We start from the raw sequence: 16,821 nt of genomic DNA on the forward strand, positions 1-16,821 counted from the left end.
CTCGCCGTACGCGCGTCTCAGCTGGTGATCTGGATCCCGGCGTCGGCCAGCGCGATGATCGCCGGCATGGACTCACCGAAGCCGATCAGCAGCACCGCCTCCGGACCGAAGCCCTTGATCTCCTGGGCGAGGCCACCGAAGTCGACGGGCGTGTTCGGGTCCTCCGGCGGCAGGTAGGTGAGCAGCTTGAGCCGGTCCGCGCCGACCCCGGCCTTCTCCAGTTCGGCCCGGACGTTCTCCTGGAGACCCTCGCCGTAGGAGTCCTTGCGGGCCAGGATCACGATCTTGCGAGGCCCGTCCCGCAGCATCACGTCGGCCAGGGCGCGGCCCTGGAGGCTGTCCGGCGGCGCGGTGCGGAAGTAGAGCCCCTTGTCGTCCACGGTGCTCAGGCCCGCGTCGGTGTTCGACGGCGAGAACAGGATCCGGCCGGCGGCCACCACGTCCGGCAGCACCGCGCGGGAGATGCCGGAGGCGCCGGCCCCGATGATGACCTGGACGCCCTGCGCGACGTGCGAGGCCACCGTCGCCTTCGCCACCGCCGGGTTGGTGCCGTCGTCGCCGTCGACCCACTTCACCGGCTCGCCGAGCACGCCGCCGGCCGCGTTGACCTCGGCGAGGGCGAGCGCCGCGGCGGCCGCCATCGGCGGGTACGCCAGCGCCAGGTCACCGGTCTTCGGCAGCAGGCCGCCGAGCACCAGCGGGGCGTCCTTTGCCTTGCCGTCGCGCACCTTGCGACCACGCGGCGGAGCCTTGCTGCTCGCGCCCGAGTCCTCACCCGCGCCGACGAACTCGGTCTTCGCGTCGTCGATCTTCTCGTTGTCGAAGTGCAACGTGCCGTAGCTCGCGGTGGCCGGCTCGCCGGTGTCGGTGAACCCGGCCCGGGTCAGCGACACGCCCCGGTACTCGATGTCCTGCCCGGCGCGCGCGAGCTGGAGGCAGGCCGCCACCTCGTCGCAGCGCTGACCGCCGGTGGTCACCCCGACGATCTGCTTGGCGATCTCGGCCGGCGCGGTGGTGCCGGCGAGCTGGGCGGCCAGCGCGCTGATCACCACGGCGTCGTACGACTCCGCCGAGTACAGATAGTCGGTCAGCTTCGGGTCTACGTTGCGTAGCCGCTCCTTGAAGCTCTCCGGCAGCGGCGTGAGAGGGGTGGTGCCCTTCATGCCGTTCAGGAGATCCGCCCGGTCCTTGAGGGACGCGGCGTAGGAGTTGAGCATGTTGCCGTCGGTGCCGTAGAGGCGTACCTGGGTGGTGGTCGCGTCCTTCGGCTCGTCGCTCCCGCAGGCGCTGGTGGCGAGCAGGAGCGCCGCGCAGGCCGTGGACAGGGCCGCGCGCGACGTGCGTGTTCTCAGCATGGTCGTCCTTCCTCGGGCGAAGGTCCGCTGCGCACATTAGCGTGCCGACGCGGCGGGCGGGACTGTGGAGTGGGCTCCGTCGGCACCCCGACTGCGGGAATCACTGTGCGTGATCGTCGGGCCGATCCGGGGTCACCGCTTGACCCCCGGCGCTACTGTTCCGCAGGTGACCGACGAAGCACAGCAGACGCTGGACGACGCGACCGCCGTGCTCCGTTCGGCGCTGGTCGGGGACGGCGCCGGCGTGGTCGGCGCCTTCGACGCGGTCGTCGACCGCTCGGGGCTGTCCGGGGCGTACGGGGTGGCCTGGTGCCTGGCCGCCACCATGCTCGGCGACGACGCGCCGGCCGGCGCCGCCGCGCTCGACTTCCCCGGCATCGACCAGGCCGACTACGACACCCGCTGGGTGGCGCGCTTCGTCAGCGCGTGCGCCAACGACGACGCCGACACCGGCGAGGCGCTGTTCGGCGCGGCGGCGGCCGACGGGCTGCTGCCCGACTGCCTGCTCACCCTGGCCGGCTCGACCATCGCCACGTTGCGCAGTCGCGAGGACTGAACGCCCGCACCCGACGGCGCTGTGATAGCTCTGGGGCATGTCCGAGGCGATGCTCAGCAAGGTGCGCAAGCTGCTCGCCCAGGCCGAGGACCCGGCCTGCACCCCCGCCGAGTCGGCCGCCTTCATGGCCAAGGCGACCGAGCTGATCGCCCGCTACGGCGTCGACCGCGCGCTGCTGGCCGCCGCCGACCCGACCCGTGACCCGGTGGGCGACCGGGTGGTCGAGGTCGTCGCCCCGTACGCCCGGGACAAGGCCGGCCTGCTCGCGGCGGTCGCCGACCCGCTGCGCTGCCGCTGCGTACGCCGCCGGCAGGGCTCCGGGTTCGCCATGCACCTGTTCGGCTTCGCCAGCGACCTGGAACGGGCCGAGCTGCTCTTCACCTCGTTGCTGGTGCAGGCCGCCCACGGGTTGGCCGGGGCGGTCGTGCCGGACGGCGAGCATCCGGCCGCGTACCGGCGCACCTGGCTGGCCGGTTTCGCCCAGGTCGTCGCCGAGCGGCTGCGCGCGGCGGAGGCCGGCGCGGTCGCCGAGGCCGGGGCGCCGTCGATGGCGCTGGTGCTCGCCGACCGCTCCGACCGTGTGCAGCGGCGGCTCGCCGAGGTGTACCCGCGGCTGCGTACCGCCCCGCGCCGCCGCCTCGCCGGAGGTGGCTACCGCTCGGGCGCGGACGCCGGCCGGCGGGCCGACCTGGGCGGGACGGGGTTGGGCGGCCCGGGCGTGGGCCGGGGCATCACCGGCTGACCGCCTCTCGGCTCCGGTCAGTCCTCCGCGCGGGCCGCCGTCGCCAGGTAGCGGCAGAGCAGCTCGTGCCAGCCCGCCGTGAGCGCCTGGCGGTAGCCCTCGGCCGCCGCGCCGTGCCGGTCGAAGTAGCGGTGCTCCACGTCCACCCGGGTCGACCCGGCGTCCTCGGGATGGAAGAGGACCTCCACCTCGCTGGCCCGCGCCGGGTCCGGCACCGGCACCCGGTCCGGCCCGATCTGCCAGGTGAAGACCAGCCGCCGGGGCGGGTCCCAGGTCAGCACGCGACCCCAGTCGTTCCGGAAGCCGTAGGGGCCGATCTCGTAGAGCATGCCGCCGGCCCGCGGCTCGATGCCGAGCCCGGCCAGCGCCTGCGGCCCGGACCAGGTGTATTCGCGGACCCACCAGTCGGACAGCGCGCCGGTGAAGACGGCGTACGCCCGCTCCACGGGCACGGGGACCAGGAGGCTGCTGCGGAGGGAGAAGCGGTCGGATTCCTGCCGGACCTCGTCCGGATCGGCCATCTCCTGTCCCATAGGCCCGGACCATACCGGCTCATGTCTCGCTGTGCAGCTTTCGTCGCGCCCGCTTCCGGACAGCGGGAAGCCCGTGTTTCCGACAGCCGGGGACGGGCGGAATCGTCGATCGACGGGACCCGGTCGCGGCCGACGGATGCCGTACCGCAAAGCGGGTAACCGCCGCTGACCCGGACCGGACGGACCGGCCGACGGGGGAGCGGGGAGCATGAGCGAGAGTCGAGCCAGCGAACGCGGGCCGGAGCCTGCCGACGAGCGGCCGGAGCAGGGGGGCGGCGCCGGGCCGGAGCCGGACGTCCTGCTCGATGTGCCGGAGTTGTCGGTCGACGAGATCCGGCTGACGGTCGACGGGCTGGACGCGGACCTGTCGTTGCGGGCCCGGCTGGCCAACCTGCTCCAGCTCGACGCGGGCGTCCGGGTGCACCTCGAGGGCGTCGAGCTGGACATCACCGGCGTCCGGGCCGAGGCGCTGCTCAAGGTCCGGTTGGAGAAGCTGGTGCAGATCCTGGACCGGGCGCTGACCACCATCGACCGGAACCCGCAGGTGATCGACGCGCTGGCCCGGTCGGTCGGGGCGACGGTCGAGGACGTGCACCGCGCGGCCGGTCGGCTCGGCGAACCGGTCGTGGACCGGGCGGCGGCCGAGGTCACCGCATCGGCGGTCCGGCCGGCCGAGGAGACCGCGGCCGAGTTCGCCGCCGGTTCGGGGGTCGGCAGCGGCCCTGCCCGCGAGAGCGAAGGCCCGAAGGCCGGGCCCGAAGCCGGTTCGGGCTCCGCTCCTGACGCCGACTCGGGAGACGGGGACTCCGGCCGCGACGCGGGGCCGGGCGGCGAGGGTCGTCGAAGCGGCGACGCCGGGTCGGGTGGTGCGGGCGGTACGAGCGACGACGCCGGCTCGGGTTCGGCCGCCGGCGCGGCGCAGCTGGCGGGTCAGGCCGGGCAGACGTTGCGGCAGGCGGGCCGGAGCGTGTGGGAGGCGATCCAGGGCGGCATGGCCCAGAACCGCCCTCCACGCCGGGGCCGCTGACGGATCCGCGATCTCAGGCGGGGTCCGCTCCGGGGCCGAGGGCCGTGTGGCGGGTGAGCAGCGCCCGCAGGGCGGTGATCTCGGCGAGCAGGGCCCGCCGGCCCTCCCGGGTGATCCGGATCCAGGTTCTCGGACGACGACCGTGGTAACCCTTCTCCACCTGGATCAGGCCCGCCTCCTCCAGCACGGTGAGGTGCCTCGACAGGTTGCCCGCGGTGAGTTCGAGGGCCTCCCGGAGATAGACGACCTCCACCCGCTCACTCTCCGCGGCGATGGTCAGGATGCCGAGCCGGTGCCGCTGGTGGACGGTGTCGTCGAGGCCGTTCGTCGGGTACGCCGGCGCGCTGCGGGGGCCGTCCTCGGTGCTCACGCGTACCCATTGTGCTGCTGCCTGGTGGCGGCGAGCGCGACACCCCCGCCGATCAGCAGGACCGGTACGGGAAGCAGGGCCGCCAGCATGAAGCTGAACCGGTGGAGGTCGCCCGGTTGCAGGTCGGCGACCTGGAACCAGGCGTTCACCGCGACGAGCACGGCGGTGTGGAGACCGACCACGAGCCACAGGCGTCGGCTGCGTTCCAGGTGGGCGAGGACCGCCAGGCCGAGGGCGATGACGAGGTGCGGCAGCATGCCGCGGTTGGCGGCGCCGAGCAGCGGGCCGGTCAGCCACCGGGTGCCGTCCGACACCGGTGCCGCGGTGTTGAACAGCAGGAATTCCAGCACGACGGGGAGGACGAGGCCGACGAGCGTGCCGGCGATGCCGGCGACGACGTACGCCCGGGTCGGGGTCTGCACGCCGGCGCGCCGGCCGTGCCGCCGGTACCAGGCGAGGCTGAGCAGGTAGCCGCCGACGAGCGCGGCCAGCCAGTACCAGCCGAGCGCGGCCGACCGCTCCAGGAAGTCACCGCCGAGGCCGGTGAGCGGCGGGTTGTCCGGAGTGGCGCGCAGGGCGGCCGGTTCCGTCGACTCGACGTACAGCGGCGCGGCCGCGGCGGTCAGCACGCCGAACAGCAGGAGCGGGAACCAGTACGCCTGTCGGGCCGCCCGCGCTCTGCGGCGCAGGGTGGTCACCGAATCGAGCAGTTCCTCCGGGCTCTCCTCATGGGGTGACGGTGCGGATGACATGGTTCCTCCCGGGGCGTCGAGCTGCTGTGGCCCAAACAGGTTTGCATTACAAACCTTGAGGCGCAAGAGGATTGACATTTCTTCCTACGCTCGACGTCATGAGAGCGCTGGTCGGCTTGCTGGTGGTCATCGCGGTGCTGATGATCGGGGCGTTCGTCCTGGTGGCCCGCCGGGACCGGGCGCGGCTGTCCGGGCCGGAGGACACCGCCGCCGCGCGGGCCGCGCGATTGGAGCAGGAGCGGCACACCGCCGAGCGGCACGGCGTGCAGAGCGAGGTGTGGCGTCGCGGCCAGACGCCGCAGTGAGTCACGTCGGTCGCGTCGGAGGCCGGCGACCGGCGCCGCGACCCGCAGCCTGATCTCACGCGCCGCCGTCCCCGCGGCTGTTTCGACGATCCTCTAGGTTGACAGATCTCAAAACAGTGGGCAGGCTGGGAACTGCTTCGAAGAACATCTAGACAAGGAGACGTCATGTCCCGTGTCCAGCTCGCCCTGCGCGTGGCCGACCTCGAAGGCTCCGTGGCCTTCTACAGCAAGCTGTTCGGCGTCGAGCCGGCCAAGCGCCGCCCCGGCTACGCCAACTTCGCCGTCGAGAACCCGCCGCTGAAGCTCGTCCTGCTCGAAGGGGAGGCCGGCCGGCCCACCGTGATGGACCACCTCGGCGTCGAGGTGGCCAGCACCGACGAGGTCGCCGCCGCCACCGGCCGCCTCACCGACGCCGGCCTGGTCACGCTTGAGGAGAACGACACCGAGTGCTGCTACGCGCTCCAGGACAAGGTCTGGGTGCGCGGCCCGGGCGACGAGCCGTGGGAGGTCTACACCGTCAAGGCCGACTCCCCGCAGCTGGCCAAGGCGGCCGAGGGCACCTGCTGCGCCTGAGCGGCGGGTCGCCGACGATGCGGCGTGACGATCCCCGGCGGCGTCCGCGCCGGCCGGGGATCTCCGCGCGGCCCGGCGACGGTTACGCGCTCGGGTCCAACGGTCGCCGCGGCGCGGCCAGGGCGGCGAAAAGCTCCTCTTCGTGCCGTACGACCAGGGCTCGGTCCGCCCGCGCCCACGCGACCGCCCACTCGGCGTGGCGACGCCGCGCGGGAGAGTGTCGCGGATCGCGCAGGTTGGCCTCCTCCACCTCGGCGAGCTCGGTCTGCCTGCGCAGAACGGCCCGGATCAGCGACTGGGGCTCGACATCGCCGTAGCCGTCGCGTAGCTCACGAAGGTGACGGGCCTGGTCCGCCACCGGTACGTGGCCCTGCGATTGGATGCACCAGGTCCACGCCATGTAACCGATGTCGTCGAACCGGTCGCCCGGGCGACACGAGTCCCAGTCGATGAAGGCGACCGGGAGGCCGTCCCGGAAGATCGTGTTGAAGGGACCCGGATCACCGTGGACGACGCACTCGGCGCCGTCGGCCAGGGCGTGGCCGGAGGTGGCATCGTGCAGGGCGCGGAGCATTTTCCCGCCCAGGGCGTACGCTCCGGCCGCCCGCTGGCTGGGGTGGTCCGTGGTTTCCCCGGGGATGAAGGTGAGCATCTCCCGACCCTGTGGGTCGACTCCCAGGTGCCGCGGCGCGTACGGGTAGCCGACGGCTTCCAGGTGGGAGAGCAGCCGCACGCTCAACGCGTTCTCCGTGCCGCCTCTGCGGTGCACGGTCCCGCCGATCCGGACGACCTCACGAGCGATGTGCCCACCCGTCAGCGGAACCTCGGTCATGCCGCACCCTAACGCTCCCCTCGGACCGGACGGTCGGGCCCATCGAGCGCAAAGCAGAGCGCCCGACCTACGTTTCCGCTGGTCGGCGCTCCTGTAGCAGGGCGAAAGGCTATGTGGCCAAGGGAGGGGTCGAACCGCGGTCCTTCCGATTTTCAGGCACCGCATTTCTGCAGGTCAGACGGTCTGCGTACCCCGTCGTGCAACTAGCTCCGCATGGTGATGTGTTCCGGGGCAGCCGTGCAACATCGCCATGCACGGTCAGCTGCCCTCATCGGTCGAGCCTAATTTCTGACCAGGCGTGCGCTGCCGAGACGCGCTGCGGACCTCCGCTACCGCCACTGAGCGCGACCGCAGACGGCATCCGGATCTGCCGAATTGCGGAGGCCCAACGCCGGTCTACGGGGCGTGTACGACAGGCTGATCACCTCCCCACATCTCCACCACGGTTCCACCGGCTCCCTCTCGGATGAGATTCAAGACGACGGAGACAACCTCGGCCGGAGGAATCAATGGGCGAGATGCCGCACGTTCGTCGGCACTCATGCGCTCCCACTGGGCCTGGGCTCGGCTCAGCCCGATCCAGTCTGGCGCTACGCACATCATCCGGACCCCATGGCTACTTTCCAAGCTGGCCAAACTGGTGGTGAAGCGAATCAGACCAGCCTTGGCGGCCCCGTACTCGGGCGAGCCGTAGGACTCGAAGCCAATGCCCCCGCTGGATGCGATGTTGATGATCGCGCCACCACCCTGTTCCCGCATGGTGTCCAGAACGAGCTGACTGAGGAGCATCGGGGCCGTGAGGTTCAAGCTGATCGTCGCGGCCCACTCGGCAGGGGTCGCCTGCGGATACTGCCGCTGCGGGGTCCAGCCGCCGGCATTGTTGACGAGCACGTGAGGACCGCCGAGCTTCTGCGCTGCCGCGACGATGCGGTTCATGTCACCGCGCTCTCGTACATCGGCGCCCAACGCTTGTGCCGGCTGCCGGCAAGGACACGATCACCCGCGCTCTCACCGACGCTAATCCCACATTCAGGCTGTTCCGCCGCCTCGAAGCAGGACCAGGGCGGACCGCCGGCTATCGGATGGCCACCGTCGAACGGCTCCAGGGCCTCCGATGCCGCGGAGATGTGGTGTGGGAGAACGACCGGTACGGAGCCCGGTACGTAGTTGATCGACCGGCGCTGCGTAGCGACCTCACCGACCACGTGCCCATCGTGCATCTCGGCCAGGTCCAAGCCGTCGAGGCGGTCAGGTCCGCCATCGAAGGGGCACACTGGCTCACCGTCTACGTGTGGTGCCCACGGGCTGTAGCGGAGGACCGGATAGAAGCTCGCGCAATCGGCGATACCAGCGACCGACTCCGGGCATGGGACGGCACGCCACCGCTCCCCGGCGCAGACCTGACCATCAACTCCGCAGAGATCGCATCCACCGAGGCGGCTCGACGGATCCGAGAGCGGCTATCTCGCATAGGGGACACGGCTTAGCCGCGCCGCGCGCCAACCAACTGAAGACGTGGACGGCTTGGAGGGCTCGCCTCCCGGCCACCATCAAGGACGATGGGCACAAGGCCGAAAACGTGGAGATTCAGTTCCTCGGTCGTGAGGCTTAAAGCGTCTGCGAGCGAAATTCTCTCCTCATCGTGACGGAGAGAGGCGAAAACCTTACCTAGGAGCTGAGAGCTTTCACGAGTAATGCCGCCAGGTTCGCCGCGCCGGTAGCCCAACTGAGCTAGCCGCTTCGAAACGGCCTTATATTTCCACTCGGAAAGCAGCCCTAGATCATGCAGGCGATAAGTGAGGGCGACGGCAGCTACCTTCCACTTACGCTTAGCCAGCAGGATTCTGTCTGGCGTCGCATCGCGCAAGGACTGCGCCAATATGCCGGCGCGAGGCATCAGGAATGCCGATGCAAACTTGTTGGCTTGCTCCTCGGCTTCCACGCCGTGGGCCAGCCTGTCATCTGCATGAAGAACTAAGTGGCCCAACTCGTGGGCTGCATCAAACCGGCCCCGTTCGCCCGACTTTCGGGTATTCAAAATACAAAACGGTCTTCCCTTGTGCCTCAGGGAATATGCGTCAATGCTCTCGCAGTCTCCCGCCAAGGAGAATACACGGACACCGTTGGCCTCCAACAGGTGCACCATGTTGGGGATGGGCGCTTCCCCCAAGCCCCACAGTGCTCGAACACGCTCCGCGGCTTCCTCGGGACCTAAGTGAGAGAGTGTCGGCACGTTGGTCGCCGGCAGACGGAAATGCCGTTCGTTCCATTCGTTGATTAGAGCTGATACCTGACCGGCTCCAAGGGCTGCCTCGCGGTCCAGTGCGCTCATCTTCGAGAGAGCTCTGAAGCTAACCGAGCCCAGAGGAATCTCGTCAATTGGCGGCCCGTGGAAGAAAGGTCGCGGGAAGCGCAGTGCCTCAGAAAGTGCGTCCAGAGTGTCGGACCCAGGTTGTTTGTGGCCGTTCTCGAAGGCTGTGATGCTTCGAACCGAAACCCCAGACGCAACTGCCAGTTGGGCCAGAGTCATGCGCCGCCGCTTCCTCGCCACGACAAGCCGTGATGGCGTCAACATGACCCTGACCTCTCAATCCATTCGTTTCTAGCCTTTATCTAGGCAATCCGCTCAACGGGAACGTCCACTACTTCATTGATCTGATCGGTGAAGACGTCCAGGTCTAGCTTAACGCCGCCGTCACCGCCGTACCCTGCGGGTCCAACAATGATGTGCTCGCGCCAGCGATTAACCGAGCTACCCAGCATGTCGACTGGCAACGAAAGTTCGAACATGATGCCTTCGGATGTGGCCTTGTAGAGCAAAAACCAGGTGGGATGCATGTCGGGTTCGAACTGCTCCGCAGGGAAATCGAGCCCCGGGAGGAAATCAGCGTTCCGCGCGCCACCAGCGACCGAGTAGTTGTAACGGACAAGCGTAGCGACGGCGGCACCCTTCGGGTTGCGTGTCTGCACTTGACCTCCCGGCACGCCAACAGCCCCCGCTCCGCTGATTGCCGAGATGCTGAATGATCCGTCAGGGCTGATGGTTCGGAGGATGTTGTCCCTGTTGGTCCATCCCCAACCCTGAGGGATCAATCGCTCCCTCAGGTAGCGGTTCCCTCGGGTCCAGAAGACGTACCCAGCAGCGCCGGGAGCATCCACCTCGGTGCAACCCGCCGCGTCTACTGCGGCCAGCTCCAGCGGCTCGATCAGGTCTGCCGGCTCCAAGCCCATCTGCCTCAGCCGGGCTTCAGCCTCATCCCCTGTGAGCCAGACTTCCTCCGGCTCGACCAGTTCGTTGCGATCCATCGCCCCTCCTCATCCAGGTTCCAAAAACCGTACCTCCCAGGAGGTCGAATTTTTGGAACCTGCTTCGGCGTGTCGAGCCGCACCGCCGTGATCAAGAGCGTAGAACGCGCGTTCGATCGGCGCAAGTTCCACGAGTGGGAAGCAGGGCGGACGGAGAGCGAGGGCCTCAGGGTGAGCTGGCTCCGAGAGGGTCGAGGTTAGTCCTGCCGGCAGTCGTCTGTCAGGCGTTGCCGAATTCCGCTGTATCAGATCAAGGCGGCCCGCAAAGCGGGCCGCGCCGGCCCGGCCCCGGCCTGCTGGCGACCTCCGGCCGGCATCGGCCGGGCCGGCTGGCCACAGGCGGAAATCAGGGAGCATGAGCGGCAAGGGGCCGTGACGATCGCCGTCGGGGTTGCTCGTCGTCCTGGTTGGGGCGATCGCTGCCGCGCAGCAGGGCTGCTTGCCCCCGGAGTCTGTTGGGTGGCGCCCGCCGTTCGATGACGACGGCGACCAGGGCGTGAACCATCCCCCGGATGCCCGATTCTCTACGCCACCCGAACGGCCTCAAGGGCGCTGCGCGTCGGCACGCCGATGGCCTACGGCCACCCGTGACCCCGATCGGCCGCCGCAGTCCTTGGCATCTATCCGGGGGATGGAGGCAGACTGGCGGCCACCACTCGCCGGGAGGCCGGAGGTCCAGCGTCGGCCCGACAAGGAGTCACCGCCAGTCAGACGATCATCCCTGCGATCGCTACCAAGAAGGCACCAACCAGGGCCGCCGCTAGCGACTCCTGCACCCGACGATGCTTGGTGCAGGCGATCCTGCTCATCACCACCAGCTGGCGGCTCAGCATTGGCAGAGGGTCGAGATCACGCAGGGCCTGTTCAAGCGGTTCTGGCGACCAGTGCTGAAGGTGGCCGAAGTAGATGAAGTTGGCCGGCCATTCGGTTGGGACGTTCTTGTTCCTGGTCCGCGGCATCACCACCAAGACGGCCAGCACTACGGCTACGGCCAGCAAGCCCACGCCGACCCAAAAGGTGAGAAGCGGCCACACCCCGTGCAGGTTGCCGAACCGGGAGCCGGAGTTTGACAGCCCGACCGCTCCTGCCAACACCGCCGACTCGATCGTGAGGGCAAACGAGGCCTTCGCGTCTACCTTGCCGGTCCAGTCGGCCAGCGCTGCGTGGATCTTCCAAGCGGTGTCGGTGGAGTCTGGCACCGTCATGGCGTCCACTGCCAGGACGAGCGGTAGACAGTGACAGCGGCCCCGCCAGCGTCTTGGCTGTAGGGGCCGTCCCACATGAGCTTCCCGTCGGAGTACTTCGCCTCGTCGTGCAGGTTCTTGAAGACGTCCGAGGTGATGTACGAGGCGTAGGGCCAAGCCCTGACGTCGCTGAGCTTCGCTGCAACGTTCGGCGGTCGGCCGATGGAGACAAGGTCGTTCCCGCCTCGAACGCCGCCTCGGACGATGAGCGCAGGCCCTGACGCGACGCCAACGCAGTGCCGCAGCTCAAAACCTTTGCTCTTGAGCGAGGTCAGGCGTGCCTCAAGGGTGGGCCGAAGTATCTCGCGGACCACATAGTTGATGTTGAGGGCACACTTGGCGGCACTGGTGTTCTTCGAGCTACCCATGAAGATCGCCATCACGCGGTCTCCGTCAAAGCTGCGGATCTCGCCGCCTCGGAACTTGATAACGCGACATGTTGCGTCGAGGTAGGCCCGGATCACCTTCGCGGCGGTCTTAGGGGCGAAGTCCCTTGCGAGGCCCGAGGAGTTGGCCAAGTCGGCGTAGAGGTAGACAGCGTCAACCTCAACGGCCCCGTTGCTGAGCGCGACGTTGTCTGTGGTGGGTACCACAGTGCCGGTGCGTACGTTCCAGTCCGAGTTGACGACCGCTCCTACAGCGGTGCTGATGTCGTCTGCTAGCCCCATGGTCTCTCCACGGTGATGAAGTTGTGTGCGATCCGCGTGCGAGAATGGCCGGTAGCTAACGGGTGATCAAGGTGAACCACGGTCAAACCCGCCAAGATCAAAGGCCCTTGAGACAAAACAACGCCGACCGGCGTTTCCGCTGGTCGGCGTTGCTGTAGCCCGGCGAAAGGCTATGTGGCCAGGGGCGGGGTCGAACCGCCGACCTTCCGATTTTCAGTCGGACGCTCGTACCAACTGAGCTACCTGGCCGTGGTGCTCGGCACATGCTACCGCATGGGCCGATACGCAGAACGCCGCGCATGAGGTGCGCGGCGTCAGCGCTTGCGGTCCTGACGGGACTTGAACCCGCGACCTCCGCCTTGACAGGGCGGCGAGCACTCCAACTGCTCCACAGGACCTGGCTGGTGTTGCATCCGGCGCGAGCCGGACCGTGCCCCCAACGGGATTCGAACCCGTGCTACCGCCTTGAAAGGGCGGCGTCCTGGGCCGCTAGACGATGAGGGCGGCCCCGCCATCATTGCACACTCGCAACTTCAAGCGGACTTGCTCCCATCCGGCCCCGCCGGAGGCATGAGAAGCATATGCCATGCCTCCTCGGACGACCAAACCGGTATGGCCGTCGGCACACCGGCGGACAAGAGTGCAGGTCAGACGCGGTTTCACCGGAGCCGGACGATCCCGTACCGCCGCTTGAGGTCCGGAATCAGGCGCCGGCAGGCGGCCATCGTCTGGGTCCGGTCGCCGCCCGCGTCGTGCATCAGCACGACCGAGCCGTGGTGGGTCGCCGACTCCACCCGCTTGATGATCGTCTTCGCCGGCGGGTGGTCCCAGTCCTGCGGGTCGACGCTCCAGTGCAGCGGACGCAGCCCGAGCTGCCGGACGACGGTGAGCTCCTCGGCGGTCCAGCGGCCGCCGGGCTGCCGGAACCAGGTGATCGGCGCGCCGGGGGCGGCGGCGCGGATGGCCCGGTTGGTCCGCTCCAGGTCCGCCCGGATCTCCGCCACCGGGCGCCGGCCGAGGTCCACGTCGTGGTGCCAGCTGTGGTTGCAGAGCTGGTGGCCCTCGCGGACGATCTGCGCGACCAGCTGCGGGTAGCGCTTGGCCTGCCGGCCCACCACGCAGAACGTCGCGGTGACGTGGGCCGCCCGGAGCTGGGCCAGGATCTGCGGCGTGTAGCGGGGGTCCGGACCGTCGTCGAAGGTCAACGCCACCCCCGGGCTCCCACTGGCCCGGTGCAGGCCCGGCGGCAGCTTCTTCGGCACCGGCCGCAGCTTCGGCTTCGGCGGTGGGGTGGTGCGGGTCGGCCGCGGTTTCGGGCTCGGGGTCGGGCTCGGCTCCGCCGTGGCCGAGGCCGAGGGTTGGGCGGTGACCTTCTCCGGGGTCTTGCCCGGATCGCCGCAGCCGGTGACGAGGAGCACCAGGCCGAGGGCGAACGCCAACAGGGTGCGGGGACGCATCTGTCGCTCCCGGAGGGGGTCGGGGTCAGACGGACTTTCCGACCGTAGTGGACGCCGCCCCGGAGCGGAAAGGCCCTCAGCCCGCCGCCGACTGGTCCAGCGAGTCCCGTACCGCCACGGCAAGCGAGAGCGCCTCGGCCAGATCCACCGGTCGGACCACCCCGGCCGGCAGCGAGTCGGCCCGCCACCCCGGCCCGGCGGCGAGCACCAGCAGGGGCCGGCGCGGGACCGCCAGCAGCGCGGCGAGTTGGTGCGGACCGGCCGTGGCCCGGGTGTGCGACCAGAGCACCACGGCCGCCGGCCCGGTCCGGTTGACCGCCTCGACCAGGGCGGCCACCGGCACCCGGGCGCCGAGCATGCGGTAACTCACGCCGGCCTCCGCCAGCGCGGCGGCCAGCGCCTCCAGCGGCAGCGAGTGCTGCTCCTCGTCCGCGCAGGAGAGCAGGATCCGGGGCGGCCCGACGGTCGGGTGCGCCCGGGCCACCGAGGCGAGCGCCTCGGAGACGCACCGGGACATCAGGTGCTCCACCTCGATCAGCCCGGCCGTGGCCGCGTGCCGCTCCCCGATTCCGGCGAGCACCGGTCGCAGCAGGCCCTCCCAGGTCGCCACCACGCCGTCGGCGGCGAGCGAGTCGCCGATGGTGCGGCCGATGGTCAGCGAGTCCAGGCGCATGGCGGCCCGGGCCAGGCCGCGGGCGACCGGCCCGGCCCGTCCGACCGGGATGGTGGTGCCGCCGCCGTCGCGGACCGTGGAGGTGCGGGCCTTCAGGCCGAGCCGGTCCGGTGGGAGCACGGCCGGCGCCTGGCGGGCCCAGCGGGCCGCCTCGGCCGGCGCGACGCCCTCCCCGGTGAGCCGTCGCATGATCTCCAGGCGGGCGAGGTCGGCGGGCGTGTAGCGCCGGTGGTGGCCGGGCACGTGTTCGCTCGGGCCGAGGCCGTAGCGCTGGTGCCAGGTGCGCAGGGTGGTGACCGCCACGCCCAGCCGGCGTGCGACCGCCCCCGCGCTCAGTGCCTCATCGGCCACCCGACCGCTCCGGTGCCTCGTCGGCCGGCGCGCCGGACCGGGCCACGCCGACCGGGTGCAGAAGCCGGTTCACCACGCCGCCCAACCAGGGGGCGTACGCCCGCGGGTCGGTGTCGAGGTCGGCCAGCACCGCGACCGGGTCCACCCAGCGCAGGTCGGCCACCTCGTCGGGGTCGGGCCGGGTCGGCAGGTCGGCGGGCACCTCGGCGCGCAGCACGTGGTCGTACTCGAACTCGACCCGGCCGGTGGCCGGATCCTCGGCGTAGTAGAGGTAGACGCCCACCTCGGTGAGGTCCACCGGGCCGAGGCCGAGTTCCTCGGCGAGCCGGCGGTTGGCGGCGTCGGCCAACGACTGGCCGGGCAGCGGGTGCCCGCAGCAGGAGTTGGCCCAGCGGAGCGGGAACCGGGTCTTGACCGCGGCCCGCTGCTGGAGCAGTACCCGGCCGTCCGGGTCGACCAGCAGCACCGAGAAGGCCCGGTGCAGCCGGCCGGGCGGCTGGTGGGCGGCGGCCACGGTGGTCTCGCCGAGCACCCGGCCGCCGTCGTCCACCAGCTCGACCAGGTGCTCCTCCCGGCCCATCAGGAGTCCCCGGTGATGCGCGCGGCGGCCAGCTTGCCGCTGATCAGCACCATCGGCACGCCCACCCCGGGCTGGGTGCCGGAGCCGACGAAGACCACGTTGCCCAGCGTCCTGTGCAGGTTCGACGGGCGGAACGGGCCGGTCTGGAAGAGGCTGTGCGCGGCGGCGAACGGGGTGCCGGCGGCCATGCCCTGCGCCGCCCAGTCGGCCGGGGTGACCGCGTGCAGCACCTCGATGCCGTCGCCGAAACCGACGTAGCCGCGCTCCTCCAGCGTCGCCACGAGCTGACCGGCGTAGCGGTCGGTGAGGTCACCGGACCAGTCGAACGGCGCCCGGTCGAGGTTGGGCACCGGGGCCAGCACGTAGTAGGTGTGCTTGCCGGCCGGCGCCACCGACGGGTCGGTGCGGCTCGGATTCGTCACCAGCAGCGACGGGTCGGTCATCAGCTCGCCTCGCCGGATCACCTCGTCGAACGTGCCCTTCCAGGCGCGTCCGAAGTGGATGTTGTGGTGGGCGATCTTGCCATAGCCCTGCTTCGAACCGACGTGCAGCACCACGCACGACGGCGAGTAGGTGAGCCTGCGCTGCCGGCTCTCGGGCAGCAGCTCCTGGTAGGCGACCGGCAGGTCGGGGTTGAGCACCACCACGTCGGCGGGCACGACCTCGCCGTCGGAGGTGACCACCCCGGTGGCGCGGCCGTGTGCCGTCTCCACCCGGCTCACCGTGGTGCCGTACCGGATCTGCACGCCGTGCTTCTCCGCCGCGCCGGCCATGCCCCGGGAGACCGCGTGGATACCGCCGCGCGGGAAGCTCACCCCGGCCACCGAGTCGAGGTACGCGATGACCGTGTAGATGGCCAGCGCGTCGTGCGGCGACAGCCCGGCGTACATCGCCTGGAAGGAGAAGATCCGCTGGGTACGCGGGTCGTGGAAGAACTGGTTGATCTTCGTCTGGAGTCGCCGGAACGCGCCGTTGGCGAACAGCTTCAGCAGGTTGCCGGTGAGCAGGTCGGTCGGCGCGTCGAGGTTGCGCTCGATGAAGTCGGCGCGTTCCCACTTCCACAGGTTGCGGGCGTAGTCGACGAAGCGCAGGTAGCCGTCCGCCTCCCGGGGGCCGCAGACCTTGGCGATCTCGGCGGCCATCCGGGTGGTGTCGGTGATGACGTCCAGCGTCGACCCGTCCGGGTAGTAGGCGCGGTAGGCCGGGTCGAGCGGGGTCAGGTCGAGCCAGTCGGTCAGCTCCTCGCCGACCGCGCCCAGCGCCTCGGCGATCAGGTCGGGCATGGTGAGGACGGTCGGGCCGGTGTCGAACTCGTACCCGTCGACGCTGAGCCGGCCGGCGCGCCCGCCCGGCACCGGCTCGCGTTCCAGCACGGTCACCTGCCGGCCGCTGCCGGCCAGGTGCAGCGCGCACGCCAGCCCACCCAGCCCGGCCCCGACCACGACCACCCGGTCGGTCCGTCCGTTCACGGTGCGCATTCCGGCTCCCTTGCTCGTG

General features: G+C 70.2%; 19 protein-coding genes, 3 tRNA genes and 1 pseudogene. 5 read left to right on the forward strand and 18 right to left on the reverse strand.

What is annotated here, in order from left to right:
- Positions 1-17: 17 nt before the first annotated feature.
- A complete protein-coding gene (locus ACN27B_RS10795) occupies positions 18-1,355 on the reverse strand; it encodes an ABC transporter substrate-binding protein (RefSeq protein ID WP_099163055.1) in 1,338 nt (445 codons plus the stop codon).
- A 166-nt stretch (positions 1,356-1,521) separates the two neighbouring features.
- On the opposite strand from ACN27B_RS10795, the gene ACN27B_RS10800 reads away from it, so the two are divergent.
- The gene (locus tag ACN27B_RS10800; protein WP_091565673.1) at positions 1,522-1,911 is read left to right on the forward strand and encodes a hypothetical protein; all 390 of its coding nucleotides are present in this window, start codon (positions 1,522-1,524) and stop codon (positions 1,909-1,911) included.
- A 37-nt stretch (positions 1,912-1,948) separates the two neighbouring features.
- Positions 1,949-2,653, forward strand: a complete 705-nt coding sequence (locus ACN27B_RS10805) for a DUF2786 domain-containing protein (RefSeq protein WP_422744738.1) — start codon at positions 1,949-1,951, stop codon at positions 2,651-2,653.
- Between the two features lie 17 nt (positions 2,654-2,670).
- Here ACN27B_RS10805 and ACN27B_RS10810 read toward each other — a convergent pair whose 3' ends face one another.
- Positions 2,671-3,186, reverse strand: coding sequence for an SRPBCC family protein (locus ACN27B_RS10810; RefSeq protein WP_172967872.1), 516 nt, complete (start codon positions 3,184-3,186; stop codon positions 2,671-2,673).
- Between the two features lie 208 nt (positions 3,187-3,394).
- Here ACN27B_RS10810 and ACN27B_RS10815 point away from each other — a divergent pair, with 208 nt between their 5' ends.
- Positions 3,395-4,213, forward strand: a complete 819-nt coding sequence (locus ACN27B_RS10815) for a hypothetical protein (protein WP_422744740.1) — start codon at positions 3,395-3,397, stop codon at positions 4,211-4,213.
- A gap of 13 nt (positions 4,214-4,226) precedes the next feature.
- Here ACN27B_RS10815 and ACN27B_RS10820 read toward each other — a convergent pair whose 3' ends face one another.
- Together ACN27B_RS10820 and ACN27B_RS10825 are read right to left on the reverse strand one after the other, a co-directional pair.
- Positions 4,227-4,583 carry a winged helix-turn-helix domain-containing protein gene (locus ACN27B_RS10820; protein WP_422744742.1) on the reverse strand — a complete coding sequence of 119 codons (357 nt, stop codon included), beginning with the start codon at positions 4,581-4,583 and terminating at the stop codon, positions 4,227-4,229.
- On the reverse strand, positions 4,580-5,335 hold the full coding sequence (locus ACN27B_RS10825; RefSeq protein ID WP_422744744.1) for a hypothetical protein: 756 nt from the start codon (positions 5,333-5,335) through the stop codon (positions 4,580-4,582). Before ACN27B_RS10825 ends, ACN27B_RS10820 begins: the two co-directional genes overlap by 4 nt.
- Before the next feature lie 98 nt (positions 5,336-5,433).
- On the opposite strand from ACN27B_RS10825, the gene ACN27B_RS10830 reads away from it, so the two are divergent.
- Complete coding sequence (locus ACN27B_RS10830; protein ID WP_099163050.1) at positions 5,434-5,640, forward strand: hypothetical protein; 207 nt, start codon at positions 5,434-5,436, stop codon at positions 5,638-5,640.
- Between the two features lie 165 nt (positions 5,641-5,805).
- Positions 5,806-6,213 carry an ArsI/CadI family heavy metal resistance metalloenzyme gene (locus ACN27B_RS10835; protein WP_422744746.1) on the forward strand — a complete coding sequence of 136 codons (408 nt, stop codon included), beginning with the start codon at positions 5,806-5,808 and terminating at the stop codon, positions 6,211-6,213.
- 82 nt (positions 6,214-6,295) lie between these two features.
- Here the strand turns inward: ACN27B_RS10835 and ACN27B_RS10840 are convergent, their stop codons facing one another.
- The 14 genes and pseudogenes from ACN27B_RS10840 to crtI all read right to left on the reverse strand — a co-directional run bounded on the left by ACN27B_RS10840 (position 6,296) and on the right by crtI (position 16,802).
- Entirely contained in the window at positions 6,296-7,045 is a 750-nt protein-coding gene (locus ACN27B_RS10840) for a phosphotransferase (RefSeq protein WP_422744748.1), read from the reverse strand.
- A 396-nt stretch (positions 7,046-7,441) separates the two neighbouring features.
- Positions 7,442-7,981 carry an SDR family oxidoreductase gene (locus ACN27B_RS10845; RefSeq protein ID WP_422744750.1) on the reverse strand — a complete coding sequence of 180 codons (540 nt, stop codon included), beginning with the start codon at positions 7,979-7,981 and terminating at the stop codon, positions 7,442-7,444.
- A 547-nt stretch (positions 7,982-8,528) separates the two neighbouring features.
- On the reverse strand, positions 8,529-9,377 hold the full coding sequence (locus tag ACN27B_RS10850) for an ImmA/IrrE family metallo-endopeptidase (RefSeq protein WP_422745903.1): 849 nt from the start codon (positions 9,375-9,377) through the stop codon (positions 8,529-8,531).
- 81 nt (positions 9,378-9,458) lie between these two features.
- Positions 9,459-9,620, reverse strand: a pseudogene (locus tag ACN27B_RS10855) (helix-turn-helix domain-containing protein); the annotation flags it as partial.
- Positions 9,621-9,658: 38 nt separating this feature from the next.
- A complete protein-coding gene (locus ACN27B_RS10860) occupies positions 9,659-10,351 on the reverse strand; it encodes a hypothetical protein (RefSeq protein ID WP_422744752.1) in 693 nt (230 codons plus the stop codon).
- A gap of 707 nt (positions 10,352-11,058) precedes the next feature.
- On the reverse strand, positions 11,059-11,556 hold the full coding sequence (locus ACN27B_RS10865; RefSeq protein WP_422744754.1) for a Pycsar system effector family protein: 498 nt from the start codon (positions 11,554-11,556) through the stop codon (positions 11,059-11,061).
- Positions 11,553-12,263 (reverse strand): adenylate/guanylate cyclase domain-containing protein, encoded by a 711-nt coding sequence (locus ACN27B_RS10870; RefSeq protein WP_422744757.1) that lies wholly within the window; start codon positions 12,261-12,263, stop codon positions 11,553-11,555. The genes ACN27B_RS10865 and ACN27B_RS10870 overlap by 4 nt, the downstream gene beginning before the upstream one ends.
- A gap of 175 nt (positions 12,264-12,438) precedes the next feature.
- Positions 12,439-12,512 (reverse strand) — tRNA-Phe (locus ACN27B_RS10875).
- Positions 12,513-12,587: 75 nt separating this feature from the next.
- Positions 12,588-12,661 (reverse strand) — tRNA-Asp (locus tag ACN27B_RS10880).
- A 33-nt stretch (positions 12,662-12,694) separates the two neighbouring features.
- Positions 12,695-12,767, reverse strand: a tRNA-Glu gene (locus ACN27B_RS10885).
- A 155-nt stretch (positions 12,768-12,922) separates the two neighbouring features.
- Complete coding sequence (locus tag ACN27B_RS10890) at positions 12,923-13,720, reverse strand: polysaccharide deacetylase family protein (RefSeq protein ID WP_099163044.1); 798 nt, start codon at positions 13,718-13,720, stop codon at positions 12,923-12,925.
- 76 nt (positions 13,721-13,796) lie between these two features.
- Complete coding sequence (locus tag ACN27B_RS10895) at positions 13,797-14,744, reverse strand: MerR family transcriptional regulator (protein ID WP_422744759.1); 948 nt, start codon at positions 14,742-14,744, stop codon at positions 13,797-13,799.
- Positions 14,734-15,327: an isopentenyl-diphosphate Delta-isomerase gene (gene idi / locus ACN27B_RS10900; RefSeq protein ID WP_422745906.1), complete on the reverse strand. Its 594-nt coding sequence runs from the start codon at positions 15,325-15,327 to the stop codon at positions 14,734-14,736. Before idi ends, ACN27B_RS10895 begins: the two co-directional genes overlap by 11 nt.
- Positions 15,324-16,802 carry a phytoene desaturase family protein gene (gene crtI / locus ACN27B_RS10905; RefSeq protein ID WP_422744761.1) on the reverse strand — a complete coding sequence of 493 codons (1,479 nt, stop codon included), beginning with the start codon at positions 16,800-16,802 and terminating at the stop codon, positions 15,324-15,326. Before crtI ends, idi begins: the two co-directional genes overlap by 4 nt.
- Positions 16,803-16,821 lie beyond the last annotated feature (19 nt).

Source organism: Micromonospora sp. WMMD754, assembly GCF_049315235.1.
Taxonomy (GTDB): Bacteria; Actinomycetota; Actinomycetes; order Mycobacteriales; family Micromonosporaceae; genus Micromonospora; species Micromonospora sediminicola.